Origin of the sequence: Asticcacaulis sp. (genome assembly GCF_027484505.1) — a bacterium.
Lineage (GTDB): Bacteria > Pseudomonadota > Alphaproteobacteria > Caulobacterales > Caulobacteraceae > Asticcacaulis.
In genome coordinates this window covers 1-25,675 of sequence record NZ_JAIXSV010000190.1, presented here as the reverse complement: position 1 = coordinate 25,675, position 25,675 = coordinate 1, and the positions used below count along the sequence as shown (strand labels likewise).

The following is a 25,675-nucleotide window of genomic DNA, read 5'->3' as shown; positions in this document are numbered from 1 at the left end:
TCGGCCAGACGCAGAGTCGTCTCCGAATGCGGATAGTGCGACAGGCGCACATAGTTGCCGTGCAGGCCGTATTTGATCTCGAACAACAGGGCGCGCGAGGCCGCTTCCGTCATGTTGCGTGATGGATGACTACCGAATTCCTCTTCGTGCAGCGAAACGCCTTTGAGAAAAATAGGCTTACCATTCAATAGGATCTGGTGGCCTTTGACCGTAATGGTGCGAAAGCCAATCCGCTCCCTCAGCTTGTCATCAACGGTTGAGAAACTCACCTCATAGAGGACGGGTGTATCCGGTGACCATAGTTTCAGTCCGCGCGGCGCTTTCAGATCAAAAACCGCCTGCCCTTTGGCATCGGTGGTCGCAGACACCGTGGTTTTAAGGCCTGCAATGCTCAGCGTAACGACTTGCCCGGCGGCGCGAGGACCGTTCAGTTGCGCCATACCTTTCAGACGCCCCTCCGGCGTCAGGGTCAGGGTGGCGTCATCGACAAAGGTTTCGGGTGTGTAGATCAGCTTTACCGGCCGGGTAATGCCGCCATAGAGGTCCCAGTCGGTGATCGCCGTTGGAATGGACTGGGCGTCATGGGTAGAGTCTACACCCACGCTCAGGCGGTTTTCACCGGCACGCAGGGCGTGCGTGAGCTCAATAACGAACGGTGTAAATCCGCCTTCATGGCGACCGATTTCCTTGCCATTCAGATAGACATAGGCCTTGTAGTTGACCGCCTCGAAACGCAGGAAAGCGCGTTTGCCATCAAAGGCTTTGGGCGTAAACTTGCGCTGGAACCAGATCAGCCCGTCATAATAGCGCAGTTCGGGTTCGGCGGCATTCCACGCGCCGGGTATCGCCATTTGCGGACCGCGATCAAGGTCAAATTCAAAGAAGGTCGCCCCGCCTTTGGCTTCTTCAGCAGCCACATCCACATCGCGGTAACGCTGCATACGCGACTTGGCTACCCATCCATTGATGTCGGTCAGGCCCGTGCGATAGAGGTCCTTGGAGTAGGTCCAGGGCCCCGACAGGTCCTGTACGTCGCGATCCGCCGCACCGGTCAGGAGATAGGCTGGACGCACATCCTGCGCCACCGCCGGTAGGGCAAACAGGGTAAATACCGCCAGAACTGTCGAAACCCAACGCATGGCCACTCTCCCTCCTGCAATCCTTATCAGACCTAGCAATTTTATTGGTAAGACCTTTTAGCGTCTCAAAAATTCAACTTCAATCAAATTCGATCCATAATGCACGTTATTCGGCCGAACCATTTGCGCTTACAGTCCTGGATTTACGGTCGTCTTATCACCTCTAATGCGCAGCCCATGTCATTCTTATCGCGTTCAACGCTAAGTCTGCAAAATAGACGAATATCCCGATCACGGATCAATAGATCGCAAAAAGCGCCCCAATCCGAACGGTTTAACGCCACGATTGCGCCGGAAAGTCGGCGCATCTTATCTCAGAACGCTCAATGGCCGAATGCCATGCCCCTGGATCATTATGATTTCTGGTGGAAACATAATGCTCCAGCTTTTGTTTAGCCCCTCGCCGGGCGGTGGCTTGCGCCACCTTGGCCGCCGCCTCAATGGCGGCTTGAGCGGAATGATTCCAGTAAAAATCATTCCGCTATATATCATGATGGTCAGGGCTGGCGGACGACTGATGAACAGACGCCGACGGCCCCTCTTCAAGAAAGCAGACACTGTATCGTTTTTTTCTAAGGGGAGAGGTTAATGACCCCGCAACTGCTGTCTGCCAGCCGCCAAAGCTACGCCTTGCCGCTTCGTCGTACCCCGCGCTCTACCCTGTCCGGGGCGTCGGTGCCGAACATTGTCGATATATTTGTCGGCCTTGTCTCGCGCCTCAACGCCGTCGCCATTCAGGCCCACCGCACGGCCGCCTTGCGTTCAGAATGCGCCGATATTCGCGCCTATGCCCGCCATATGGGCGAAAGCCACGTGTGGCTGAACGAGGCCCTGCTGACGGCGCTGGAAAAGGCCGGGTCGTCGCTGACGCCCGACTACCTGCCGTCTCCCGAACAACAGGACGAGATCGACGCCCTGCAACTGAGCGAGGCCGCGCATTTCGATATCGACTATATCCAGTTCCAGAACCGGCTCTATCTCGACATGCTGAGCCTGTGCGAACGCTTCCTGCGCACGCGCACGCCGATGGCCAATCTCAACATCTACGCCCTGACCCTGTGCGACTATCTGAAATACCACCTGAGCCAGTTTGCGCCGACGCTCTCGACGGCGCGGGCCTCGGCGGCCTGAGTCTTCTCAACGGTCTGTGATCAAGGCGGATTTTCGTTTGCATGGCCGGAGGGATCGCCTATCCTTCTCAATATATGGAGGATTTGATGGGCGCACTGTACGATATCCCGCTGAAGCGGATTGATGGGACTGAAACGTTGCTGGGCGACTATGCTGGTAAGGTGTTGCTGGTCGTCAATGTCGCCTCGAAATGCGGCCTGACCCCTCAGTATGAGGCGCTGGAGGCTCTCTATCGCGACAAACACGCGCAGGGTCTGGAAATCCTCGGTTTTCCCGCCAACAACTTCATGGGACAGGAGCCCGGTACAGATCAGGAGATCGCCAGCTTCTGCCAGACCGCGTTTGACGTGTCCTTTCCCCTCTTCTCCAAGATCAGTGTCGCCGGGCCGGACAAACATCCGCTCTATGCGGCCCTCACCGAAGCCTGGCCCGATGCCGCGGGTGCCGAACTGATGCGCGAAAAGTTTGCCGGTTATGGCTTCCCCCCGACCCCGCGCGGCGAAATCCTATGGAATTTCGAAAAGTTCGTCGTCGGCCGCGAGGGCAAGGTCGTGGCGCGCTTCTCACCAGACGTCGCCCCGGACGATGTGCGCCTGATCGACGCCCTCAACAAGGCGCTGGCGGCTTAAACCCCACTTTTTCGAAGCCGACGTCAGGCAAACGCCCGCGCCGCCAGCAAAAGCGTGTGCAGTTGCGCGCGGCTGAGGCGGCGCAGTTCCGGTAACAATCGCGGCTGCGCCAGATGTACGATCTGCGCGTCGCGATACCAGGGCGTCTCCGTCAGCGGATGGGCCACGCCATTCACCGGCGGCAACAGGTCCATCGGGTGCGCCTCCAACTGTTCACAAATGCGGATCAGCATGGAACAACTGACGCGGTTGGCGGCCTTTTCGTACTTCTGTAGCTGCTGAAAGGTGACGCCCAGACCCGCCGCCAGATTTTCCTGCGTCAGGCCACGCGCCTTACGGATCAGGCGGATATTCTGCCCCACCGCCACATCAACCGGATGACCTGTCTCGCGCATAACGCCTCCCCTCTCGCAAGAGTGAGAATGTCAACACACGTCCAGATTGTCAATTCATTTTATGCGTTTGATGCAATTTAGTCAGTCTCGCCGCGCAGGACAATGGGGTAAATCCCTGTAATATCGGCCATATTCAGGCTTTGCATCACCCGCCGGTGTGCATCGCCTTCTGCCACCCAATACTCGACCCACAGTTCGACCGCTTGTCGCACATAAAAGCGTGGCAGACTGCGCCCATCACGCAGGCGGACGATCACCCCCTCCCCCGGCAGCGGCAAACGCTCGGTGTCATAGATGGCGAGGCTGCCCGCACGCAGATAAGGGCTCAGTTCGTCCGTCTGGATGCGGACCTGTTGCAGGCCGGGCCGATTGAACACCGCCAGATCGACGCCCCCAGAGGCAGAAAGCCCCGCTGAAAAACCCTGCGACCCCTCTGGCGTTCCATAATGCATATCGGTCGCCAGTAATTCCGCCTCGGCCTCCAGATCCCTCAGACTAAACCCCAGGGCCCGCACAACTTTCGAGCGCACAGCCAGACGGTCGAGAAAGGCCCGGCTATCGCCGCTTTCATAGCGCGCCCAGGTCGGCTGCGACGTACCGGCGGCCTCCGCCGCCTTGTCCTGCGACAGGCGCGCCCGCATCCGTAACTGCGCCAGAGCCTGTCCGTAGATGAGCGCCTTGTCCAAATCTCGCCTCCCGCTTGCAGCATACTGCCGCAAGCGAGCGGCAGACAACAGCCCTAATTCAAGGCCTGAGTTGTATTTATAGCAACGAAGCGTTTTGAATTCACCCCCTATGCGCAACGCTGCATGCGCCTATATTGACGCTCAACAGCTACCTTTATTGCGAAAGGCCTACGCCATGATCCAGCATCGCCCCTTTGAAAAGCTCTATAACGCCAAGCACGGCTGGTTGAACGCCCGTCACCACTTTTCGTTTGCCGACTATTACGACCCCAACAATATGGGGTGGGGGTCGATCCGCGTGTGGAATGACGACGAGATCGACTCGAAGTCGGGCTTCCCGCCCCACCCGCACGCCGACATGGAAATCATCACCTATGTTCGCGAAGGGGCCATCACCCACGAAGACAATCTGGGCAATCGCGGCCGCACCGAAGCCGGCGATGTTCAGGTGATGTCAGCCGGAACCGGCATCCGCCACGCCGAATACAATGTCGAGGACGTGCTGACCAAGATTTTCCAGATCTGGGTCATTCCCGACAAACGCGGTCACGCCCCACGCTGGGGCGCCAAGCCCTTCCCCAAGGGCGACCGGGCGGGCAAGTTCGTGGCGCTGGCTTCGGGTTTTGATGACGATGCCGAGGCGCTAAAGATCAACACCCCGGCCCGTCTTCTGGGGGCGACGCTCCTCACTGGTCAGTCGGAAACCTACGCGCCGCAAAAAGGCCGTCATGTTTACGTGGTCTTAGCCGCCGGACGTGTTAAGCTTAACGGTCTTGAGCTGAACGCGCGCGACGGGGCGGCCATCATCGACGAAGATGAGCTGACCTTCGAAGCGCTCGAAGACGCCGAAATTCTTCTTCTGGATGCTGCCTAGATGCGACTGAAACCGCTCCTTACCCTCACGGCCCTGATCGGGTTTCCCTTTCTGCTTCAGGGCTGTACGGCCGTAGCCGTCACCGGCGCGGCGGTCGGCACCGCCGTGGGGGTAACGGGAGCGGTCATAGGCACCACGGGGAAGGTCGTAGGCGCGGCCATTCCTGACGGTGACGACAAAAAGAAGGATAAAAAAGACAAGAAGAACAAGAAGGACGAGGACTGATGCGGCTGTCTGCCTGGCGCCCGGTCGCGCTTGCGTCCCTTCTTGCCCTCGCCGCCTGCGGACCAAAGATCGAAAAGCCACCAGAACCCGAATCGACTCAGGTCGATTCTCTGGCCGGCGTCGATCTCAACGCGCCGCTGAGCGTGATCGGCACCGAGCCCTTCTGGTCGCTCAGCCTGACCGAACGCGATGTCACCTTTGAACGTCCCGGCGACGAGGCGCAGGTCTTCCCGCGTCACCTGTTCGAAATCAATAAGGACAAGAGCGGGCCCAAGCGCGCTGAGTTGTTGTCGAACGAAATCAGCCTGACCCTGATCGCTCAGACCTGTTCCGATGGCATGAGCGACCGCGTCTATCCGCTGACCGCCGAAGTCAATTTCGGGGACGAAGTGCTCAAGGGGTGCGCCACCCCGACGACCCGACTGGAAAGCGAGAAGCCTTAAAAAAAGCCTCCCGGCATGGGAGGCTTTTTTATTTTCAATAACTTGTACGGTTTAGTTCACCTTGACCGGAACCGGCACATCGCAGCCGGTAAGGCCTGCGGGGCTGGCCTTGCGCTTGGCTTCGACTACGGCGGCAAATTCGGACGAACGGGTGTCCATCACCTCAACCTTCGGGCGCTCGGCTTCGGGCATGTCGGCCAGTATCTGCACCTTGGTCATAATATCAGGATCAACCGGCGGCTCACCCAGCTTCAGCTTGCGCACCACATCCAGCCCCACAAGCGTCATGCCAAAGGCCGTATATTTGCGCTCCAGCGCATCGGTATAGGAGCGCATCAGGAAGAACTGGCTGTTGGCCGAGTTGACGTCCCCCGCCCGCGCCATACCCAGCGTTCCCGCGCAGTAAAGACCCCAGGTTTCGACCTTGCTGTCCTTGGTAATCGCCATCAGGTCATTGACCTGCGACTGTACCGGCAGGGCCTTGACGTACCCGGTCAGGACACCGCGCTCGGTCGTCAGCGGAACGATATCCAGCGTCGTATCGCGGCGAATGATGAATTCGGCCGGGACATTCGGCAATTCGGAATTACCCTCGCCCGTACCCTTCGGGTCGCCGGTCTGAGCCATAAAGCCTTCGATGACGCGGTGGAATTTCAGCCCGTTATAGAAACCCTGCCGCGTCAGCGTCTTCATGCGCTCAACGTGCTGCGGGGCCAGTTCGGGATACATTTCAACGATGACACGGCCTTTGTTCGTGTCGATCACCAGCGTATTGTCGGCATCCACCGGACGATAGCCCGGCGTCGCCGCCAAAGCGGTACCCGCCAGAAGCGTTGCGGCGATTGCCAGACCTGCCGCGCGCGCAGCCCCCATCTTAAACGTCATTACTCTTTTCCAACCTTAGCCAAGAGCCGCTCAGCGACGCTTTTTGAAACGAACGGCGCGATATTGCCGCCCAATTGGGCTATTTCTTTGACCAATCGGGACGCAATCGCCTGATGTCGGGGATCAGCCATCAGAAACACCGTCTCGATTTCACGGTTCATCTGCTGGTTCATCGCCGTCATCTGAAACTCGTATTCGAAATCGGCCACCGCGCGCAAGCCGCGAATGATGACAGACGCCCCAAGTTCCTCGGCAAAGTGCATCAAAAGGCTGTCGAAGGGCAAGACCTCGACGCGATCGGCGAACGGAGCGCAGCTTTCGCGCAACATCTCGACCCGCTCATCCAGCGTGAAGACCGGTGCCTTACCGGTATTGCGCGCCACCCCGATCACCAGATGATCGACCAGCTTAACCGCCCGGCCGATAATGTCCGAGTGTCCGTTGGTGATCGGGTCGAAGGTTCCGGGGTAGAGCCCTATCCTTTTGGCCATCTGATGTGGCTCCTTATCTTTTAGTGGGGCAAGCCTTATCCGGCATCGCCCCCGCTGGCAAGCTCAGCCTCGTCCGGGCCGTCCTCTTCGGCGGTTTCGGCCAGACGTTCGACCGAGACGACCTTTTCGCCCGACGTGCGGAAGATGGTCACGCCCTGCGTATTGCGGCCCGCCACACGGATTTGCGACACCGGCGTGCGGATCAGTTGCCCGCCATCGGTGACCAGCAGAAGCTGATCGGTGTCTTCGACCGGGAAGGAGGCAACCAGCTTGCCACCACGCTTCGACAGGTCGATGGCGACAATGCCCTGACCACCGCGACCGGTGCGGCGATAGTCATAAGACGAGGTCCGCTTACCGAAGCCTGTATCGGCGATGGTCAGGATGAACTCTTCCGCCGCACCCAGTTCGGCGATGCGCTCGACGCTCAGCGACGCGTCTTCCGCGCCCTCTTCGGCCTCGTCTTCGACCACGACCGTCGCTTCCTCACCTTCGCCCGTCACCGCCGCGCGCAGCGAAGCCGCGTGCTTCAGATAGGCGGCGCGTTCGGCCGGTGTGGCCTCAACGCGGCGCAGTATGGCCATGGAAATCACCGTGTCGTCCTCACCCAGACGCACGCCGCGCACGCCGGTGGAGTCGCGGCCCTTGAACACGCGGACCTCATCGACGGCGAAGCGGATCGAGCGGCCCGAAGCGGTAGACAGCAACACGTCCTGATCCTCGGTGCACAGGGCCACGCCGACAATGGCGTCACCCTCTTCGAGCTTCATGGCGATCTTGCCGGCGCGGTTGACGTTGACGAAATCCGACAGCTTGTTACGACGCACGTCGCCGGAGCGCGTGGCGAACACAATATCCAGACGATCCCAGGCGGCTTCATCCTCCGGCAAGGTCAGGATGTTGGTCACCGTCTCGTGCTTGTCCAGCGGCAGCAGGTTGACGAAGGCCTTGCCCTTAGATTGCGGCGTGCCGAGCGGCAGACGCCACACCTTCAGCTTATAGGCCTTACCCGTAGACGAGAAGAACAGCATCGGCTGGTGCGTCGAAGCGGCGTAGATGCCAGTGATGGCGTCCTCGTCCTTCATCGCCATGCCCGAACGGCCCTTACCGCCGCGGTGCTGGGTGCGATAGGCGCTGAGCGGGGTGCGCTTGACGTAGCCCGAATGGGTGACGGTCACCACCATGTCCTCACGCGGGATCAGGTCTTCGTCCTCGATGTCGGCTTCGCCATCGACGATCAGGCTGCGGCGCGGTTCGGCATAGAGGGCTTTCACCTCTTCCAGTTCCTCACGCACGATGCCGAGGATGCGTTCGCGCGACGACAGGATGGCGAGATATTCGGCAATAGAGGCCGCCAGGGTGCGGGCTTCGCCGAAGATTTCATCGCGACCCAGGCCGGTCAGACGCGACAGGGTGAGGGCCAGAATGGCGCGCGCCTGTTCTTCGGTCAGCCGCACCTCACCGCCTTCAAAGACGATCGACCGCGGGTCGGCAATCAGTTCGATCAGCGGCGACATGTCCCCGGCGGGCCAGTTCTTTGCCGTCAGGCGTTCGCGGGCTTCGGTCGGATCGACTGAGGAGCGGATGATGTGGATGATTTCGTCGATATTGGCCACCGCAATGGCCAGACCGACCAGCACATGGCCCCGGTCGCGCGCCTTGTTCAGTTCAAAGCGGGTGCGGCGGACCACCACCTCTTCGCGGAAATCAAGGAAGATTTCCAACAACTTACGCAGGCCCATCTGCTGCGGACGACCGTGGTTGAGCGCCAGCATATTGACGCCAAAGCTCGTTTGCAGGGCCGAATAACGGTAAAGCTGATTGAGGATGACGTCACCGGACGCATCGCGCTTCAGCTCGATGACCATACGCATCCCCTGACGGTCGGATTCGTCACGGATATCGGAAATGCCTTCGATCCGCTTTTCGCGCACCATTTCCGCAATATGCTCGATCAGAGTCGCCTTGTTGACCTGATAGGGCAGTTCGGTGACAATGATGGCTTCGCGGTCCTTGCGGATGGTCTCGACCGAGGCCTTACCGCGCATGATGACCGAACCGCGACCGGTCAGCAGCGCCTGACGCGCGCCGGAACGGCCAAGGATTTCACCGCCCGTCGGGAAGTCCGGGCCGGGCACGATGCCGAGCAGGGTCTCGGTGCTGACCTCCGGATCATCGAGCATGGCCAGACAGGCCTCGATGATTTCACCCAGATTGTGCGGCGGGATATTGGTCGCCATACCGACCGCGATGCCGCCGGCGCCATTGACCAGCAGGTTCGGAATGCGCGACGGCAGAACCGAGGGTTCCTGACGCGCGCCGTCGTAGTTGTCGTTGAAATCGACCGTGTTTTTGTCGATATCGGCAATCAGCGACTCAGCCGCGCGTGTCATGCGGCTTTCGGTGTAGCGCATGGCCGCCGGCGGATCGCCATCGACCGAGCCGAAATTGCCCTGACCATCGACCAGCAGCAGGCGCATCGAAAACGGCTGCGCCATCCGCACAAGGGCGTCATAAATCGCGCCATCGCCGTGCGGGTGGTAACGACCCATCACGTCACCGACGATATTGGCCGACTTGACGTACTTCTTGTCGTGGGTACGGCCCTCTTCGTACATGGCGTAGACAATGCGCCGATGCACAGGCTTCAGACCGTCACGCGCGTCCGGCAGGGCGCGCGAAACGATCACGCTCATGGCGTAGTCGAGATAGGAACGCTTAAGTTCATCCTCGATGGTGACGTGCGAAATACCGTGCGGCGTCGGCAGGCCGGAAGCAGGAGTATCGGTCATGAAGCCCGTTTCATTGCATAGTCATCAGCACCGGACGGGAATCACACGTCGGCGCACTGGTTAACGCGCACCGTAGCACTTTTGCGACTAATCCCCAAATCCGGAAGGCGTTTTAGGGAAATTCAGAGGCCGCCTGTTAACATTTATTTTGGGTGCAGACAGGCTGGAACGCCCACAAAAAAAGCCTGCGGTATGACCGCAGGCTTTGGGTTCGAACCTATCTCGAATTTGGCAATGCTCAGAACGGAATTTCGTCGTCGAGATCGAAGTTCTGCTTGGGGCCGGAGCCCTGCGCCTTCGGGCCCGAAGAGGCCGGGGCCCCGTAGCCGCCGTCATCAAAACCGCCGCCATAGCCGCCGCCCTGATCATAGCCGCCCGCAGACGACGACCCGCCGCCGCTGTCGCCACGGCCGCCCAGAAGCGTCAGATTGCCGTTGAAGCGTTGCAGCACGATTTCGGTGGTGTACTTTTCGACGCCCTGCTGATCGGTCCACTTGCGCGTTTGCAGCGAGCCTTCGAGATAGACGGTCGAGCCTTTGCGCAGATACTGCTCGGCGATCTTGGCCAGGTTGTCATTGAAGATAACAACGCGGTGCCACTCGGTCTTTTCCTTGCGCTCGCCCGTCATCTTGTCGCGCCACTGTTCCGAGGTGGCCACCGTCAGATTGGCGACGCGCTCACCCGAATTGAGCGTGCGGATTTCCGGGTCCTTACCCAGATTGCCGATAATGATGACCTTGTTGACCGAGCCCGCCATGCGCTGCGCCTTCCGTTCTGCCCGCGATTCGGCGGACACATTAATTGCTAAGGCCTGAGCATAGGCGGCAAAACGCCGCTTGCCAAGTCGATGTTAACGCTTTGTTCACATCTTTTCGCGCTGCGCGGGAGCCCCTTATTTCTTTTCAGGCAGATTGTCAGGCAGGGTCTGCGGCTCGGAGAAGTTGCGGTCGCGCGGCACTTCAAAGGCACTGGGGATCACCAGACGCCCATCCGGGGCCTTGGTCAGAAAGGGCATGGCCGGGCCTTCGAAATTCTTGGAAATGCGGATGCCGCGCGGCGTGGACCACAGGAACGTGCCGTTATAGACCCCGACGATCTCCTTGCGTGGCGACCCTATGCTGAGGAACTTGATACGCAGGGCGTCGAGATGCGCCGCGCAATATTCCAGCGATGGCACATCCTTTTTGATGATGTTGAACTTCGGCGGCTGATCCTTGGGAAAGCCGATATGGAAGCAGACATTTTTCGCATCAGGTGCTTCCACGGCCGTCTTTTCGCACCCGGCGAGCATCAGACAGGCCCCGCCGGCGACAAGCCACAGAACAGGTTTCATCGCCATGAGTGGCTCCTTACTTTACCGAGCAGCCCTGACCCTGTTCGAGCAGGGTGCGGAAGGTCTTGTTATCATCCGAAATTTCAACGCGCTTGGGCACCAGGCGCAGGGTCTGGCTGCCCCAGCGGCCATAGGAGGCCGAACCCGGACGTTCGCAGCGGCCGTCAAACAGCAAGGTCGCGCAGGCGTTCAGCGAAATACCGTCCGACAGGCGCGTCCACTCATTGCCGGCAAAGCGCAGACAGGCCCCCGAAGGGCCGGTGGTCGGGGCGGTTGCGGCCACAGGCTCGCCCGAATCGACGACCACCGGCGCCACCTTATCGGCGGAAATGACCGGCGGCGGAGCCAGTGAGGCGGTCGGGGCGGCGGTCATTTCACCGCTTTCATCGACGCCGACATCCAGCGCATTGGCCGCCACGCCATTCTTTTTGGCGCAGTCGGCGATGGTCAGTTGCCCCACAAATTCACCATTCACAAAGCAGCGCAGCGTCTTCTTGGCGTCAAGAGTCGGCGCATCGTCGATGTCGAGGACAAGGCCCGGACCTTCGGTATTCATGCGCGGCGACTCTTTTTGCGAACTGGAGATCGCCCATCCGATCAGCACCGCCAGCAACAGGGCCCCGCCTGCACCCGCCAGCCAGATCGTTTGCTTTCGATTCAGCGCCATAATCCATCCCCTCGGAGGTGAGTTCGTCTCCCCCTAAAGGCCTGTTTATGCGCCGCCTGTCAAGCGGGAGAGCGCCGCAGAATAGTTGGAAGCCTGGGCATTCCAGTAAGCGGCCGAACCGGCTGAACTGGTCTTCTTCTTGCTATCATCCGACGACGTCGTGTCTTCGCCATAGCGCAGGTAGCGATAGGCGGACCGCACGTTTTTCAGCGCATCGTCCAGCGTCTTGAGCGCCGCCGTGATGCTTTCTTCCGAGTTCAGATTGACGTCGGCATTGAACTTCAGGCCAAACAGCTTTTCGGTATCCGTCTTTGTCTTTTTCGAGGAAGACGAAGCGGATGTGTCCTCTGCCGTGCGGACCAGGCCTTCGGTCAGCCCCAACCCTTCGAGCGCGTCCTTACCCGCCGGGCCTTTGACAATTTCCATCTGGCTGGTCTTGTTCTGCGGCTCGATGACCAGTTGCGACTCGGCCTTGCCGGTCACCTTGGCCACCGTCACCTTGAGCTTGTACCCCGCCGCGCGCTGGATCTTCTTGGCCAGCGTGTCCAGCGTGTCATTGGCTTCTATCATGATCTTTTTCTGAGAGCCGCCGGCATCGCGCAGATAGAAGGAGTCCCCGGCCCGCACCGATGTGCCTGAGGTCAGAAGGGTCGAATCCTTATACTCGATCGTGCCGCTGGGCAGGCCCAGCTTGTCGAGCACCGAGGCCCCATTGGTTGTGACGGCCATGGCCTGCGGATCGACTTCGCCGTCCTTGCCCGAATAGCGCTGGCTCCATTCAACCGCGCCGCTGGCCACGTCCATGCGCGCCAGATAGGCGTCGGCTTCGCCGATCTTGGTCGTGCCGTCTATTTCGCCTTCGGTCTGCCCGGCGAAATAGACCTTGCCGTCGGTGAACTGCACCTTGACGTTCTTTTCTTCCCCTACCCCGCCGTAATAGACGACCTTGTCACCAGCGGTGGAGGCGAAATCCGTAGAGACGGTCGCGGCAAAGGCGTCGGAGTGCCCGTGGAAGGCTGTGCTGCCCGATCCACCGCCAAGAATGCTGTCATTGCCGGTCGAACCCCCGACATAGACCTTGCCATTATAGACGTCGATGGCGCCGATCTGACCGCCGCCTAAGCCGCCCAGATTACGCGTGCCCGTCAGGGTGGGTTTAGCCGGATCGCTGATGTCATAGGCGCGCAGGACGATATTGCCGTCTTCGACACCGGCGGCGTAGAGCGTCGTGCCATCTACCTTAACCGCACTGGCCTGATCCGTGCCGGAGGTGCCGTATTGCACCGTCGCGGTCGCTTTTCCGGTCGAGTCAAAACTGCGGATATAGGCGTCCCAGCCACCCGCCGATCCGACGCCACCCTGCATGACGCTGCGCGTCTTGCCGGCCACCTGTACCGAGCCATCCGATCCGAAGGTCACCGCCAGAGCCGCATCCTCATCGGTGGAACCAAAGCGCTTGGTCCACATTTCCTGACCGGCAGAATCAAAGACGGTGACGAAGCTGTCGGCCACGGTCTTGTTGGTGCCAGACGTCCCGCTGTCTTCCTTGGTCGAGGTTGTGGTGAAGGTCTTGCCATCCACCGTATAGCTTGAGGTCGTGGTGGTAACGGTCGCCAGCGTACCGGTCACCGACCCGGCAATGGCAACCTTGCCATCATCGCCGACGCTGAGCGCGTAGCCGGTGGCACTGTCGGCCGCGCCTAGGGTGCGGGCATAGACGACATTCCCGGCCGAATCGTACTTGATCAGGGCGACGTCCTGCGTGCCCTTGATGGCCTGCCCCTCGGTGGTGCCATCGACATCAGCCAGCACATAGACCGACCCATCCGGCCCGGACACGGTCTGATGCACAGTCTTGATAGACCCCTCTAGGTCGTTCTGGACGCTGCGGCCTGCCGTCCAGTAGGTATCGCCGGGCGCCGACACCGTACCGCCACCCGTGCTGAACTTCACCATCCCGGTGGTCTGCGTGGGCGTGACGGTCTCGAACTTCTTGGTTTCCTTGTTGTATTTCGTCGTCTTGTCGGTATCGCCCGTCTTCTGCACGACGAAAACCGAATCCCCGGTGGGAGCGGCACTAAAGGTAAGAGCTTCCGTCGAGTCGCCCTGTATCTTCAACGAAAACGTATCGGGATTGGTGCCGACCTTGACGGTCTTGCCATTCACCTCGACCGTCTTGTCGCCGCCCGCCGTCCGTTGCACGGCGAACTTGGTCGAAAGTCCCGCGGCTTTCAGCTTATCGTTGATATAGCTGACGACGCTCGACATCGAACGGGTTTCACTGCCCATTTCCGCAAGGTCGATATGGACATTGATCGGGTCCGTCGTCCCCGTCCGCTTGACCGAAATATCGAAGGCCACATTGCCCTTGAAGGCCTCGACCTCACTGGTCGCCGTGCCCGAATGGATGTCCTTGGCGAAATAGGCCGTATCCGTGCGCGCTATGCCCACCGTCGATTTCAGCTTGTCGGTAATGCTACCCTGAATCAGATTCAGATGCTCGTAATCTGCATCCTTGACGTAAGTACTCACTTCGCCAAGCCCCGCGTCAAAACGGCGACGCAGACTGTTCAGTTCGGTCTTGTTGCTGATCGAGTCGGGGCTTCCCCCCGTCAGAATGGTCTGCGCCTTGGCCGCCACGGCGCGCAGGGAGTTTAGCCCCGTGTAGAGGGTATAGAGCTTTTTGTAGTCGTTCGACGCACCGGCCAGATCGAGATTGACCGCCGATTCGCGAATAAAGCTCTTTCCGGACAGGATATTCTTGACCAGCGTGTCTTCCGGCGTACCCCCCTTTTCCCACGGCGCCGTCGGCGCGCGGGTGGTGCCCGTCGGGCTGGTCGCAGTCGTCGGCGCAGCCGTATTGGCCGTACCGGAGGTGGCACGGGTCTTCGAGTTGAAATAACTCGTCAACAGGCTGGTATCGAACGACACGGTCATAGCAGCCATTGTCACAGATCAAAGCTTAAGAAGCGTTAACCCGCAGCAAAAAGGCCCAGAATACCAACGGCCGAAGATGCTGACCGCATCCGGCCGTTGAAAACGCGAGACTGTCTCATACGTGTCAGAGACATGAGACAGTCTCGAAAGGCATACCAAGTGCCATTTTCAATGACCCTTGGTATTGACAAAGAAAAAACCCGCCGGATACCGACGGGTTTTCTTAGGCAGCGTAAAATAAGCGCCTACTGGAAGAGACGGAGGATGGCCTGCGGGGACTGGTTGGCAATCGACAGGGCCTGCGTGCCCAACTGTTGCTGGACCTGAAGGGCCTGCAAGCGCGCGCTTTCCTTGGCCAGATCGGCGTCAACCAGGTTGCCGATACCGACTTCGATAGCGCCGGAGAGTTTGGCGACGAAGTTTTGACGCCCCTCGATCTGCTTGGCCTCGGAGCCCAGCGCGGCAAGGCTGGCATTAACATTATTGATCGAGGCATCCAGACGGGCCAGAGCGGACGTCGCCCGCGTCAAGGTCAGCACATTGGCCGCCGCCGACATGGTGATGATCGCGCCACCCAGACTGAAATTGCGGGAAGACAGGGTTACGACCGAGCTGCCGTCGGCATTATCGATAAACTTGATACCGTTGGTGATTGAACCGTTCAGCAGGTTCGTACCATCGAAAGACGAGTTGGCTACGGCATGGCTGATCTGACGGAGAAGTTCGCGGAAATCGCCATTCAAAGCATTTCGCGAGGCCGTTGAAAGCGACGGATCCATGGCCGAAACGACCTTGTCGCGCATCTGCACCAGAAGATCGGAGACCGATTCCCCAGCCGCCAGTGTCACGTCAGCCACCGATGTGGCGCGGCTGAGCGAATTTTTCACAGCGCTGAGCGAACTGAGGTCAGCGCGTTGCCCCTGCGCGATCGAATACAGCGCCGCGTTATCCTTGGCGCTTGACACCTCAAGGCCCGTGGAGATCTTAGTTTGCGTCGATTCCAGTTTGCGGGTCGTTGCATTCAGATTTTGCAACGCCGTCATGGCAGTTTTGTTGGTATTGACGCTTACCGTCGGCATGAGGATTCTCCATATACGCTACGACTCAGAAGTCTTAACGAACATGGTAACCAAAAGGTTAATTCATGCAAACGCCTTTATCCGCGACCCTGCCAGGTACGCGGTAAATATCACAGCTCACAATTCGGAAAAAGACGTCAGATATCGGTCCTGACGATGCTTCCCGCCTTGTAACTTCTCGATTTTTGCATTTCCAGCAGCTCCTTTTGCGGGAACTGGCGGACTACCTCGCCGGTGTAGCGATCAATCGCGCGATAGATGAACTCACCGCTGTCGGGGTCCTTGTCTATCGTCAGTTTGAGCATATAGGCCGGTTGGGACTGCGCCCGGTCATGATTCGACAGACCGTTTTCCGTCTGACTGCCCGAGGTCGCCGGAGCGACTTCCTGAACAGGCTTGACCGGCTCCACGGGCTTAACCTGAGTGGGGTCGGTGACGGCGGGCGGGGTTACTGCATTCGTAATCATCTCCTGTATTACGCACGGCGACTTACGCCGTTGCGCCCTCTGTTTATGACCGTGATGCCGAGCCAGACATCAGATCAAAGAAAAAGGGGGCGGACGTCGAAACGCCGCCCCCGTCATTCCTTAACGGAACAGGCTCAGAACCGTCGAAGTCGATTGGTTCGCGATAGACAGGGCCTGAACGCCAAGCTGTTGCTTGGTTTGCAGGGCCTGCAGCTTCGCGCTTTCCTTCGCCAGGTCGGCATCCACAAGGTTGCCGATCCCGTTTTCGATCGAGTCCGACAGCTTGCTGATGAAGCCGGCGTGGTTAGCCAGCGACTTCGAAGACGTACCGAGCTTCGCCAGCTTGGCCGAAACGTCGTCGATCTTGGTCGCGAGGGTCGCAACCGCCGCCGAAGCCGTAGCCTTGGTGCCGATCGTCGTCGCGTTGATACCCAGACCCGTCAGAGACAGGTTTTGAGCCGCAACGGTCAGCGTACCACCGGAATCGTTGGCCAGAGCCGAGAGCGCCGAGCCACCTTGCTTGATGATATTGATGCCGTTGAACGTCGCGTTGTTGACGGTCTTGCCGATCTGGTCGCGGATCGCCTTGAAGTCTTCGTTCAGAGCGGTGCGGCTGGCCGTGCTCAAGCTGGAGTCAGACGCTGCGAGGGCCTTTTCCTTCAGCTGCGAGAGCATGTCGGAAACGGATTCGCCGGCCGAGATGGCCACATCGACGACAGATGCGTTACGGGAGAGCGATTCCTGAACCGCATTGAGCGAGGTAACCTGAGCGCGCTGCCCTTGGGCGATGGCGAAGACGGCGCCGTTATCCTTGGCGCTGGCGACCTTCTGGCCCGTGTTGATACGGGTTTGGGTCGTTTGCAGGTCGGCGTTGGTCTTGTTCAGGTTTTGCAGAGCAATCATAGCTCCGCTGTTGGTATTCACGCTATTGAGCGCCATAGGTCTAGTCCTTCTTCTAGATGAACCGGAGACATTTTGTCGTCCGGCGGCATTTTGCCTGACCCTTTGGCTGCAAGCGGCGGGCCAAACCTCCGCTTACGGAAAATCACTACATGTAATTGAAATATAAGCGTTATATATGCCTTAACCACACCCCGACCCGGCAGTTTTTGCCGATTGTCGGCAATTTTTGCCCGGTCCGGCAGTTTTTGCCGCGCACGTTTCGGACAAAAAGAAAGCCGGAGCCGGGCCCGCCTGGACCCGCAACTCCGGCCTTTAAAGACCTTACTGGAACAGCCGGGTAACAACACCCGGAGCCTGATTGGCGATAGACAAGGCCTGCACACCCAGCTGCTGCTTGGTTTGCAAGGCCTGAAGCTTCGCACTTTCCTTGGCAAGATCGGCGTCCACAAGGTTGCCGATCCCCGATTCCATCGAGTCGACCAACTTCGAAACAAACTGCGCGTGCGCATCCAGCGACTTCGACGACGTCCCCAGACGGCCGAGCGCCGCAGAGACATTGGCGATCGACACATCCACGGCATCGGCAATGGTCTTTGCCTGCGCCGCCGAGGTAAAGGCCGAACCCGCCGAAAGCGTGATCGTGCTGCCCGTCAGGCTGAGGTCCTGGGCCGCCACGGTCAGCTTTGACGAGCCGTCCGCATTGGCCAGAGGCGCAATCGCTGAAGCGCCATTCTTGATCAGATTGACACCGTTGAACGTCGCATTGTTCACCGTTTTCGAAATCTGATCGCGCAGCGCCTTGAAATCTTCGTTCAACGCCAGACGACTGACCGTAGTCAGAGACGTATCCGAAGCCGCGAGTGCCTTCTCCTTCATCTGGGTCAACATATCCGCAACACTTTCGCCGGCGGAGATCGCTACATCGACAGCCGATTTAGCCCGATCAAGCGAGTCCGTCACCGCACCAAGGGAAGATACATCCGAGCGCTGGCGGGTGGCGATGGCGTAAACCGCCCCGTTATCCTTGGCGCTCGCAACCCTCAACCCTGTATTGATGCGGGTTTGCGTGGTTTGCAGTTCGTTGTTGGTTTTGTTCAGGTTTTGCAGGGCGATCATCGCACCCGCATTGGTATTGATCGACATATTCGGCATCGATAACGTCCTTTCCATTCTGGTCGGGGATTTGACCGGCAATTTTGCCGCAAAGCCATTTTGGCCTGTCCGTTACCTAGCAATGGAAATGCCAGCCTGTAAGGTCGCGTTAAATATTTTTATCGTTGTTTTTAATGGATATTTTTAAATTGAAAAAGGCGGGAATCATTGACTCCCGCCCTTGCCCTCCGGCCCTGCCCGGCAAAATCTGCATCAGGGTGAATTTTTAACCGAGTGACGCCCGCACCGTGCCAACAAAAGCCGGATCGGCGGCCGGCGCCGTGTCCTGACGCGGCATCAGGCCCTGCATGATCAGGCGATTGACCTCGATCAGCGGCGCGATCTCTTCCTGACCGCGCATGACGGCCGAGGTATGGCGATTGACCCAGATGGACAGCGATACGATCTGCGCGCGCAGGGTTTCAGGCAGGCCGTTGCCCGGCAGGGCGCAGTCCGTCCCCAGAACCGACCACAGACGGCGGTTCCAGTCGAGCGCATCCATGCGACGGGAAACCTCGCTCCGGTCGAGCTCGGCCGCCTCCATCAGCGCGCGGGTAACCTGACCGAACAGACGGTACTCCGTCTGGCGCGGATCTTCACTCCGCTGAGCCGTCTTCTGATAGGCCTGTAGAGACATGTCCAAGTCTTTCGTCTTCGTACTCGATAAGCTTACGGCAGCCCATCAGGGCCTTGTAATATTCGCGCCCCATGATGGCTTTGGAAATCACCACACATTCCGCCAGAATGGCCGGATTGGCGATGACGCTCATGAATTCGGTCATGCGCGTCAGGAATTCGTCGTAATATTTCTCCGCCCCGGCCTCATCGAGGTACATCATCATCACCGGGAAGTAGATGTGACGCGACGGAGAGGTTACCTCGCTGGCCTGCATGATGTCTTTTTCACGCAGCACCGAGGCCTTGTTCTGGAGCACAAGCGAACACCGGCGGTCACCGTTCTGCACGACGGCACCGTTGAGAACAAATTTTTCACCCGGCTTGAGCGACAGTTTGAGCGGCATGTGAGTCCTTTTGGCCAGCAGCATAGGCTTCGCACGGTTAATATCCGGTTTCGCACATCCGCAAATATAACGAACGTAACGCTATCCTGATCTTAATCGAATCATCGCATAAGATTGCACGTTCATGACCATCTGTCCTCACCTTCGGTCAAATGCCCCATATAGAAAGCGGCACAGGGCGTGGGGTACAGAGGGGTGCGGAGAGTCCAATGCCTAAAAAAACGTGGCCAATCAAACATCAGGCTGTTGAGACCGCCACCGCGGCGCAGGCTTTTGATATAGGCCCGGCAAAGGTTCTGGCCACACCTGATACGGTCAGCTCTATCGCGATGAACGCCGCCGCCACGCCGCCCGGCAAGGATGTTCTGGCCGATCTGGCCTCAACGATTCTGGGAGATTCCGGGTCTTCGGCCGCCCTCGAAGCCCTGATGGAGGCCACGCGCTACATCAGCGAGGTGCGTCTGCTCACCCTGCTGAAGGACTCGCTGCTGCTCGTCCAGAAATCTGATTATGAGGGGGCGACGCAAAAGGCGCTGGAAGCGCTGCGCGTCAACGAAAAATGCGGTACGGCCTGGCATATTTTGGCCGTGTGCCGCGAAAAGGCCGGCGACATCAAAGGCGCCTTCACCTGTTTCGAAGCCGCCCTGCAACTCGAAGAAGACAATACCGGCATCGCCAATGATCTGGGCCGTCTGGCCTATCAGCTGGACATGCACACGCAGGCCGAAAAACTGTTCCGCTATGTCCTCGACAAAAACCCGGACGATTTTGAGGTCGCCAACAACCTCGCCTCGTGCCTGCGCGAAGTCAGCCGGTTCGAAGAGGCAATCGCCCTCCTGACACCGTTTCTGGAAAAAGACCCGTCCAACGGCACGCTGTGGAACACGCTGGGCACGGTGGTCAATGCCAAGGGCGACCTGCCGACCGCCCTCCTCTTCTTCGACGAAGCCGTCAAGTTCGTCCCGCACGACCCCAAGCCCTGGCACAATCGCGGCCTGATCCTCGGCGCTCTGGGCGAGATTGACGAGGCGATCCACAGCCTTGAGGCCGGCATCAAGCGCATGGTTTCGCCCGCCCAGATCGAAGCGGCGGAGCTGGCCATGGCCTTCTGCTATTTCTGCAAGGGCGATCTGATGCCCGGCTATCGTTACTATGCGGCGCGCAAAGGCCTGCATAGCCTTGAAGGCATGAAGTATATTACCGACGTCCCGGCGCTTGATCTGTCTCAGTCCCTGACGGGTAAGTCGATCTTCGTGACCACCGAACAGGGGCTGGGCGACGAGATTTTGTTTGGCACCGTGCTCCCGGACCTTCTGGCCGAACTGGGGCCGGACGGGCACCTGACGCTGGCCGTGGAAAGACGCCTTGTCCCCCTGTATGCGCGCAGCTTCCCGCAGGCGACCATGATCGCCCACGGCACGGGCAAGATCAATGGCATTACGGTGCGCCACTTCCCCGGAATGGACACCACCCGCGCCTATGACGGCTTTGTCATGCTGGGCGACCTGCTACCGCGTTACCGGCCCAACGCGCAGGCCTTTCCGCGGCAAAAAAGCTTCCTCACCCCCGATCCTGCGCGCGTCGCCCACTGGAAGGCCGAACTGGACAAGCTGGGGCCAGAGCCCAAGGTCGGCCTTTTGTGGAAAAGCCTTGTCCAGCATTCACGCCGCGACCGCTACTATTCCCCCTTCGAAAGCTGGGCCCCTATCCTGCGCACGCCCGGCGCCGTGTTCGTCAATCTTCAGTACGGCGATGTCAGCGAAGAACTGCGTCAGGCCGAACGCGAAGGCCTGAGCATCTGGAACCCGCCGGGCATCGACCTGAAGCAGGATCTGGACGATCTGGCCGCCCTGTGCGCGGCCATGGACCTGATTATGGGGCCCTCAAACGCCACCAGCAATATCGCGGCCAGCGTCGGCACGCCCATCTGGATACTCTCTCCGTCCAACAGCTGGCCCATGATGGGCACTGACTATTACCCGTGGTACGGCAGCGCCCGAATGTTCCTGACTCCCACCCCCGGCGAGTGGGCGGTTCCTTTGGAGGAAATGCGTCAGGCCCTGATCCGTGAGGTCGCCGCCCCGGTGCAAACCCTGTCGAACGAGGATATACGCCGTCAGTTTCAGGGCGTGGAACGTGCCCTTCTGATGCGCGACTGGGCCGAAGCCGAAACGCAGGCCCGCGCCCTTTTGCGTCACGTGCCGGATCATATCGGTGCCTGGCAGGCGCTGGCCACCGCACTTGACCGGCAGGACCGTATTCCGCAGGCCCTTGACGCCTATCAGACGGCCCTGAAGTATCAGCCGGACTCGCTCGATATCGCCGCCGATCTGGCGCAACTGGCCTTCCGCATCGGCCTTTATGACATGGCCGAACGCTTCTACGGCCTGATCGTTCAGCGCGATCCCGGTCACCTGATGGCGGTCAACTATTACGCCGCGGCGCTGCGCGAACAGTCGAAGTTCGATCAGGCCATCACCCTGCTTCAGGCCTATCTGAGCGACTATCCGAAGCAAAGTGCCCTGTGGGACACGCTGGGCACCATCCTGCTGGCGCAGGGCGATGCCGACACGGCGCTGATCTTCTTCAACGAGGCTATCTCGCTGGACAACAGCCTGCCGGCGCGCTTCAACCGCGCCTGCCTGTGGATGGAAAAAGGCCGGCTGGCCGAGGCCCTGCCGGAGCTGGAACTGTGTCTGGATCGCTTCTCTGAGCCCGGCAATCTGCGCTCGGTGGAACTGAGCATGGCCTATGCCCATCTGGGGCTCGGCAATCTCAAGGCCGGATGGCAGGCCTATGCGGCGCGCCATATGACCGGCACACCGAAACAGGTGCATTTCGATCTCCCCGCCGGTCCGCTCAGGCCCGAAGAGATTGCTGGCAAGCGTCTGTTATTGCTGGCCGAACAGGGGCTGGGCGATGAGGTCATGTTCGGGACTCTGGTGCCGGATATTATCGAAAAGCTGGGCGACGGGGTTTTGACCTTAGCCGTTGAAAAGCGCCTTGTGCCGCTGTTTGCCCGTGCCTTCCCCAAGGCCCGCGTTCTGCCGCATCACACCGAAAGCCGTGACGGCGTCATTACCCGCAGCGTGCCGGGCCTGTCGGGCGACAGCGTGGACGGCTGGGCGCTGATCGGGGATTTCCTGCCGCTGTTGCGCAGCGATCTGGAGGCCTTTGCCGATAAAGCGCCCGTATTCGTGCCTGACCCGGCGCGCGTCGCTTTCTGGAAAGGCGAACTGGCCCGACAGGGCAGCGGCCCGAAGGTTGGCCTTTTGTGGAAAAGCCTGATCAGCCATTCCCGCCGCGACCGCTTCTATCCGCCTTTTGAGTCCCTCACACCGCTGCTGGGGCGCAAAGACCTCGTGCTTGTTAACCTGCAATATGGCGAGACGGTCAGCGAACAGATCGCCGCAAAGGCTCAGGGCGCGCGCTTCTATACCCCGCCCATCGACCTGCTGAACGATCTGAGTGAACTGAGCGCCCTGTGCGCGGCGCTGGACGTGGTCATCGGCCCCGCCAATGCCAGCACGCAGATCGCCGCGGCCACCGGCGTGCCGACCTGGTTCGTCATGACGCCCGGCTCGTGGACCCAGTTGGGGAGCGACCATTGCCCGTGGTACGCCAATGCCCGCGTCTTCGTCACCGAAGAGGGGCAGTGGGCATCGCTGATGCAACGGGTGTCGGAAGAGATCAAATAAACAAGGCGGCGGAATTTCCGCCGCCTTTTCATTACCTTCGGCACTACAATTAATGCGCCATATACAGGTTGAGATTGGTGTTGTGCAAAAGCGCGCGCGTCGTGCCGCCAAAGGCAAATTCGCGCAGACGCGAACGCCCAAAGGCCCCGGCGACCATATATTGCGCCTGATGCCGCTGATTGGCCTCGACCAGCGTCCCGATCAGGTCGTTGCTTTTGGGCAGGATATCAACCTCAACGTTCAGGCCGTGCAGCATGTAGTAGCGCGCCAGCTTGCCCAGATCGGCCGGGTTTTCCCCGACCGGGGCCCCGGCCACCACCACCTTCGACGCTTTTTTCAGCAAAGGCACGGCGCGACGCGCGGCGCGTGACGACGGCTCCTTACCATCCCATGCCACGAGGGCCGTGCCGCCCACCGCGAAGGGCTGACGGGCGATAAACACCCCGGCGCGTTCTTCCATCAGCACCTGTTGAAAGGCCTCAGACAACAGGCCGCGCCCGCGCGCGCTCTCATCGCCGAAGACCACGATGTCGGACAGGCGCGTTTCGGTCGCCAGACATTGCCACACCGGCGATTTCAGCGGCAGGAACATCTTATGCGCGTAGGCGGTGTCGTTATAGGCATCGCGCGCCACGGCCTCAGCCTCTTCGGCAGCCGATTTCAGCCCGTCCATGGCGGCCATCTGCACCGTGCCCATAAAGCCTTCGCCCAGCCACGGGGCCAGTTCCGCCGGGTCGGGCGGCGCAAACAGGAAGCTCAGTTGCCCGCCAAAGGCGCGGGCAATATCCGCGGCAATGGCAATCGCCGTCTCTTCCGAGGTGGCACCCGATACCGGCACCGATACGCGCGCCCAGGCGCCACCGGCAGTGAGGGGGGAGTCAGTCATCAGAGGGGCCTCCTTTTTTGTGCATGGTCAGCATTTAACCACGACGCAACGCGCCTTATGGCTATAAGTATAGGCCCGGCCCTGTCGATTGGACACGCGGCATATGGCCCCAATACACAAGTATCCCGTCAACACTTTGTGAAACCCTATGCCGCCCCGTAGCCGCCCTTCTGCCGATCCTGCCCCCCGCGCCTGGCAGCGTATGCTCTCCGGGCGTCGCCTCGACCTGCTCGATCCTTCGGCCATGGATATAGAGATCGACGACATTGCACTGGGCCTGTCGCGCGTCGCCCGCTGGAACGGACAAACCACGGGCGAACATGGCTTTTCGGTCGCCCAGCATTCATTGATCGTCGAAGACATCTGCGCCCATCTGACGCCGGGGCTCGAAACGCACTGGCGGCTGGTGGCCCTGCTGCACGACGCGCCCGAATACGTGATCGGCGACATGATTTCGCCCTTCAAGGCGGCGCTGGGCCTCGATTACAAGCGGTTTGAACATCATCTGGAACAGGCCATCCATATTCGCTTTGGCTTGCCCGCTGTGGTGCCGCCGGACATCAAGGCCCTGATCAAGCGGGCCGATCACGCCTGCGCCTATTTCGAAGCCACGCAACTGGTCGGCTTTTCCGACGCCGAAGCGCGCACCTTTTTCGGCACCCCGCCCGAAGGCTACGACCTGAGCCTGACCGCCCTGTCGGGCCCCGAAATCCGTGCGCAGTTCGTTGACAGGTTCTACGCCCTGAGCCAAAACCTGTAAGGAGGAGTTGCCTGTGCCGGTCAGCCTGACGATCGAACTGTCCGCCGTGGTTATGGCGATCAAGGACAATGAGGCGATGGTCCTGTGCCTGACCCTGCCCGACGGCACGGCCCTGCCCTCCGGCCCGTTTCGCCCAGAGGCGCACCGCACCTTCGATTTGGCCGTGCGGGCCTTTGTCACCGAACAGACCGGCTTTTCGGCGGGCTATGTCGAACAGCTCTATTCATTTGGCGACGAAGGGCGACAGGGCTTAAGTTCGCTGGCCCCCGGCGGCAACGATCAGCGCGTTATTTCGCTGGGCTATCTGGCCCTGACCGCCGACAGCGCCTTTCAGTCGCAGTTGTCCGCTCAATGGAAGCCCTATTCGGCCTTCTTTCCGTGGGAAGACTGGCGGCGCGGCGAACCGGCAGCGGTCGCGCCTTTGCGTCGGCGTCTGCGCGACTGGTGCGACGCCGCCCCGGACGCAGAGTCGGCAGCCGAACGGCGCGGACGGGTCGAAACCCTGTTCCCCGAAGACAGCGACCTGTGTAACGAAGAACGCGTGCTGGATCGCTATGAACTGCTCTACAGCGCCTGCCTGATCTATGAATCGCGCTGCGCCGAGGCCTCCAGCGGCAGCGGCACCGCCATGCTGTCGGACCACCGCCGCATCCTCGCCACGGGCCTGTCGCGTTTAAGAGGAAAGCTGAAATACCGCCCGGTGATCTTTGAGCTGATGCCCGAACGCTTTACGCTGCTGGAATTGCAGCGCTCGCTGGAGGCCATCAGCGGCCTGCCCCTGCACAAGCAGAACTTTCGCCGCGCGCTGGAACGCACCGGTTTTGTGCGCCCGACCGGCATTATGCGCGACGACACGGGCGGTCGCCCGGCAGAGCTTTACGCCTATGACCGCGACCGTTTCCGCTTTAGCCCATCTCTGGGGTTAAGTTTGCCGAGAGGGTAGGGTTTTAGCCACGAAAAACACTAGATCGGTATGAAATTTAGCTGAATCGGGATTCCCAAATCAGAGAGGATCTGATTCACTTTTTCCGACAGGAGGAAGTGATGGGTCGTCCTTTATCGATGGATTTGCGAGAGCGGG

Annotated in this window: 25 protein-coding genes; 8 read left to right on the top strand and 17 right to left on the bottom strand. The window is 59.9% G+C overall.

Features of this window, described 5'->3' with window-relative positions; all coding sequences use genetic code 11:
- The coding region (locus Q0072_RS11920; RefSeq protein WP_298330304.1) for a glycoside hydrolase family 2 protein at positions 1–1,139 on the bottom strand (1,139 nt) is incomplete at its 3' end.
- A 588-nt stretch (positions 1,140–1,727) separates the two neighbouring features.
- Here Q0072_RS11920 and Q0072_RS11915 point away from each other — a divergent pair.
- Positions 1,728–2,270, top strand: coding sequence for a DUF4142 domain-containing protein (locus Q0072_RS11915; RefSeq protein ID WP_298330301.1), 543 nt, complete (start codon positions 1,728–1,730; stop codon positions 2,268–2,270).
- Positions 2,271–2,356: 86 nt separating this feature from the next.
- Positions 2,357–2,899 carry a glutathione peroxidase gene (locus Q0072_RS11910; protein ID WP_298330297.1) on the top strand — a complete coding sequence of 181 codons (543 nt, stop codon included), beginning with the start codon at positions 2,357–2,359 and terminating at the stop codon, positions 2,897–2,899.
- A 23-nt stretch (positions 2,900–2,922) separates the two neighbouring features.
- On the opposite strand, the gene Q0072_RS11905 is transcribed toward Q0072_RS11910, so the two are convergent.
- The gene (locus tag Q0072_RS11905; protein ID WP_298330294.1) at positions 2,923–3,294 is read right to left on the bottom strand and encodes a helix-turn-helix transcriptional regulator; all 372 of its coding nucleotides are present in this window, start codon (positions 3,292–3,294) and stop codon (positions 2,923–2,925) included.
- Positions 3,295–3,371: 77 nt separating this feature from the next.
- The gene (locus Q0072_RS11900) at positions 3,372–3,980 is read right to left on the bottom strand and encodes a helix-turn-helix transcriptional regulator (RefSeq protein WP_298330291.1); all 609 of its coding nucleotides are present in this window, start codon (positions 3,978–3,980) and stop codon (positions 3,372–3,374) included.
- A gap of 175 nt (positions 3,981–4,155) precedes the next feature.
- Here Q0072_RS11900 and Q0072_RS11895 point away from each other — a divergent pair, with 175 nt between their 5' ends.
- Genes Q0072_RS11895 through Q0072_RS11885 form a run of 3 tightly spaced genes read left to right on the top strand, consistent with a single transcriptional unit; the run spans position 4,156 to position 5,522 of the window.
- Positions 4,156–4,854 (top strand): pirin family protein, encoded by a 699-nt coding sequence (locus tag Q0072_RS11895; RefSeq protein WP_298330288.1) that lies wholly within the window; start codon positions 4,156–4,158, stop codon positions 4,852–4,854.
- Entirely contained in the window at positions 4,855–5,079 is a 225-nt protein-coding gene (locus tag Q0072_RS11890) for an NF038104 family lipoprotein (protein ID WP_298330285.1), read from the top strand.
- Positions 5,079–5,522, top strand: coding sequence for a COG3650 family protein (locus Q0072_RS11885; protein ID WP_013480554.1), 444 nt, complete (start codon positions 5,079–5,081; stop codon positions 5,520–5,522). Before Q0072_RS11890 ends, Q0072_RS11885 begins: the two co-directional genes overlap by 1 nt.
- A gap of 51 nt (positions 5,523–5,573) precedes the next feature.
- On the opposite strand, the gene Q0072_RS11880 is transcribed toward Q0072_RS11885, so the two are convergent.
- From Q0072_RS11880 to flbT, 13 genes are all read right to left on the bottom strand, one after another.
- Entirely contained in the window at positions 5,574–6,407 is an 834-nt protein-coding gene (locus Q0072_RS11880; RefSeq protein WP_298330281.1) for a peptidylprolyl isomerase, read from the bottom strand.
- Positions 6,407–6,898: a pantetheine-phosphate adenylyltransferase gene (coaD, locus tag Q0072_RS11875; protein WP_013480556.1), complete on the bottom strand. Its 492-nt coding sequence runs from the start codon at positions 6,896–6,898 to the stop codon at positions 6,407–6,409. Before coaD ends, Q0072_RS11880 begins: the two co-directional genes overlap by 1 nt.
- 35 nt (positions 6,899–6,933) lie before the next feature.
- On the bottom strand, positions 6,934–9,690 hold the full coding sequence (gene gyrA / locus Q0072_RS11870; protein ID WP_298330277.1) for a DNA gyrase subunit A: 2,757 nt from the start codon (positions 9,688–9,690) through the stop codon (positions 6,934–6,936).
- Between the two features lie 238 nt (positions 9,691–9,928).
- A complete protein-coding gene (ssb, locus tag Q0072_RS11865; protein WP_013480558.1) occupies positions 9,929–10,447 on the bottom strand; it encodes a single-stranded DNA-binding protein in 519 nt (172 codons plus the stop codon).
- A 135-nt stretch (positions 10,448–10,582) separates the two neighbouring features.
- Positions 10,583–11,029, bottom strand: coding sequence for a hypothetical protein (locus Q0072_RS11860; RefSeq protein WP_298330274.1), 447 nt, complete (start codon positions 11,027–11,029; stop codon positions 10,583–10,585).
- 10 nt (positions 11,030–11,039) lie between these two features.
- A complete protein-coding gene (locus tag Q0072_RS11855; RefSeq protein ID WP_013480560.1) occupies positions 11,040–11,690 on the bottom strand; it encodes a hypothetical protein in 651 nt (216 codons plus the stop codon).
- A gap of 45 nt (positions 11,691–11,735) precedes the next feature.
- Complete coding sequence (locus Q0072_RS11850) at positions 11,736–14,636, bottom strand: transcriptional regulator (RefSeq protein WP_298330271.1); 2,901 nt, start codon at positions 14,634–14,636, stop codon at positions 11,736–11,738.
- A 236-nt stretch (positions 14,637–14,872) separates the two neighbouring features.
- Positions 14,873–15,706 (bottom strand): flagellin, encoded by an 834-nt coding sequence (locus Q0072_RS11845; protein WP_298330269.1) that lies wholly within the window; start codon positions 15,704–15,706, stop codon positions 14,873–14,875.
- A gap of 137 nt (positions 15,707–15,843) precedes the next feature.
- On the bottom strand, positions 15,844–16,173 hold the full coding sequence (locus Q0072_RS11840; protein ID WP_290793254.1) for a flagellar protein FlaG: 330 nt from the start codon (positions 16,171–16,173) through the stop codon (positions 15,844–15,846).
- A gap of 120 nt (positions 16,174–16,293) precedes the next feature.
- Positions 16,294–17,112: a flagellin gene (locus tag Q0072_RS11835; protein WP_298330268.1), complete on the bottom strand. Its 819-nt coding sequence runs from the start codon at positions 17,110–17,112 to the stop codon at positions 16,294–16,296.
- 285 nt (positions 17,113–17,397) lie between these two features.
- Positions 17,398–18,228, bottom strand: coding sequence for a flagellin (locus tag Q0072_RS11830; protein WP_298330267.1), 831 nt, complete (start codon positions 18,226–18,228; stop codon positions 17,398–17,400).
- Between the two features lie 226 nt (positions 18,229–18,454).
- The gene (gene flaF, locus Q0072_RS11825) at positions 18,455–18,865 is read right to left on the bottom strand and encodes a flagellar biosynthesis regulator FlaF (protein ID WP_290793261.1); all 411 of its coding nucleotides are present in this window, start codon (positions 18,863–18,865) and stop codon (positions 18,455–18,457) included.
- Entirely contained in the window at positions 18,825–19,250 is a 426-nt protein-coding gene (gene flbT, locus Q0072_RS11820; RefSeq protein WP_013480567.1) for a flagellar biosynthesis repressor FlbT, read from the bottom strand. The genes flaF and flbT overlap by 41 nt, the downstream gene beginning before the upstream one ends.
- Positions 19,251–19,459: 209 nt before the next feature.
- Between flbT and Q0072_RS11815 the strand changes: the two genes are divergently transcribed.
- Positions 19,460–22,948, top strand: coding sequence for a tetratricopeptide repeat protein (locus Q0072_RS11815; RefSeq protein ID WP_298330260.1), 3,489 nt, complete (start codon positions 19,460–19,462; stop codon positions 22,946–22,948).
- A 49-nt stretch (positions 22,949–22,997) separates the two neighbouring features.
- Here the strand turns inward: Q0072_RS11815 and Q0072_RS11810 are convergent, their stop codons facing one another.
- Positions 22,998–23,834: a universal stress protein gene (locus tag Q0072_RS11810; RefSeq protein ID WP_298330257.1), complete on the bottom strand. Its 837-nt coding sequence runs from the start codon at positions 23,832–23,834 to the stop codon at positions 22,998–23,000.
- Between the two features lie 148 nt (positions 23,835–23,982).
- Here Q0072_RS11810 and Q0072_RS11805 point away from each other — a divergent pair, with 148 nt between their 5' ends.
- Both Q0072_RS11805 and Q0072_RS11800 read left to right on the top strand, forming a co-directional pair.
- Positions 23,983–24,594, top strand: coding sequence for an HD family hydrolase (locus tag Q0072_RS11805; protein WP_298330254.1), 612 nt, complete (start codon positions 23,983–23,985; stop codon positions 24,592–24,594).
- Between the two features lie 13 nt (positions 24,595–24,607).
- Positions 24,608–25,537, top strand: a complete 930-nt coding sequence (locus Q0072_RS11800; RefSeq protein ID WP_298330252.1) for an NAD regulator — start codon at positions 24,608–24,610, stop codon at positions 25,535–25,537.
- Positions 25,538–25,675 lie beyond the last annotated feature (138 nt).

Bases quoted from the DNA above. Each gene is read 5' to 3' on its own strand.
- Q0072_RS11915 (WP_298330301.1), top strand. From the start codon at position 1,728: ATGACCCCGCAACTGCTGTCTGCCAGCCGCCAAAGCTACGCCTTGCCG.
- Q0072_RS11910 (WP_298330297.1), top strand. From the start codon at position 2,357: ATGGGCGCACTGTACGATATCCCGCTGAAGCGGATTGATGGGACTGAA.
- Q0072_RS11905 (WP_298330294.1), bottom strand. From the start codon at position 3,294: ATGCGCGAGACAGGTCATCCGGTTGATGTGGCGGTGGGGCAGAATATC.
- Q0072_RS11895 (WP_298330288.1), top strand. From the start codon at position 4,156: ATGATCCAGCATCGCCCCTTTGAAAAGCTCTATAACGCCAAGCACGGC.
- Q0072_RS11890 (WP_298330285.1), top strand. From the start codon at position 4,855: ATGCGACTGAAACCGCTCCTTACCCTCACGGCCCTGATCGGGTTTCCC.
- Q0072_RS11885 (WP_013480554.1), top strand. From the start codon at position 5,079: ATGCGGCTGTCTGCCTGGCGCCCGGTCGCGCTTGCGTCCCTTCTTGCC.
- Q0072_RS11880 (WP_298330281.1), bottom strand. From the start codon at position 6,407: ATGACGTTTAAGATGGGGGCTGCGCGCGCGGCAGGTCTGGCAATCGCC.
- coaD (WP_013480556.1), bottom strand. From the start codon at position 6,898: ATGGCCAAAAGGATAGGGCTCTACCCCGGAACCTTCGACCCGATCACC.
- gyrA (WP_298330277.1), bottom strand. From the start codon at position 9,690: ATGACCGATACTCCTGCTTCCGGCCTGCCGACGCCGCACGGTATTTCG.
- ssb (WP_013480558.1), bottom strand. From the start codon at position 10,447: ATGGCGGGCTCGGTCAACAAGGTCATCATTATCGGCAATCTGGGTAAG.
- Q0072_RS11860 (WP_298330274.1), bottom strand. From the start codon at position 11,029: ATGGCGATGAAACCTGTTCTGTGGCTTGTCGCCGGCGGGGCCTGTCTG.
- Q0072_RS11855 (WP_013480560.1), bottom strand. From the start codon at position 11,690: ATGGCGCTGAATCGAAAGCAAACGATCTGGCTGGCGGGTGCAGGCGGG.
- Q0072_RS11850 (WP_298330271.1), bottom strand. From the start codon at position 14,636: ATGGCTGCTATGACCGTGTCGTTCGATACCAGCCTGTTGACGAGTTAT.
- Q0072_RS11845 (WP_298330269.1), bottom strand. From the start codon at position 15,706: ATGCCGACGGTAAGCGTCAATACCAACAAAACTGCCATGACGGCGTTG.
- Q0072_RS11840 (WP_290793254.1), bottom strand. From the start codon at position 16,173: ATGATTACGAATGCAGTAACCCCGCCCGCCGTCACCGACCCCACTCAG.
- Q0072_RS11835 (WP_298330268.1), bottom strand. From the start codon at position 17,112: ATGGCGCTCAATAGCGTGAATACCAACAGCGGAGCTATGATTGCTCTG.
- Q0072_RS11830 (WP_298330267.1), bottom strand. From the start codon at position 18,228: ATGCCGAATATGTCGATCAATACCAATGCGGGTGCGATGATCGCCCTG.
- flaF (WP_290793261.1), bottom strand. From the start codon at position 18,865: ATGTCTCTACAGGCCTATCAGAAGACGGCTCAGCGGAGTGAAGATCCG.
- flbT (WP_013480567.1), bottom strand. From the start codon at position 19,250: ATGCCGCTCAAACTGTCGCTCAAGCCGGGTGAAAAATTTGTTCTCAAC.
- Q0072_RS11815 (WP_298330260.1), top strand. From the start codon at position 19,460: ATGCCTAAAAAAACGTGGCCAATCAAACATCAGGCTGTTGAGACCGCC.
- Q0072_RS11810 (WP_298330257.1), bottom strand. From the start codon at position 23,834: ATGACTGACTCCCCCCTCACTGCCGGTGGCGCCTGGGCGCGCGTATCG.
- Q0072_RS11805 (WP_298330254.1), top strand. From the start codon at position 23,983: ATGCCGCCCCGTAGCCGCCCTTCTGCCGATCCTGCCCCCCGCGCCTGG.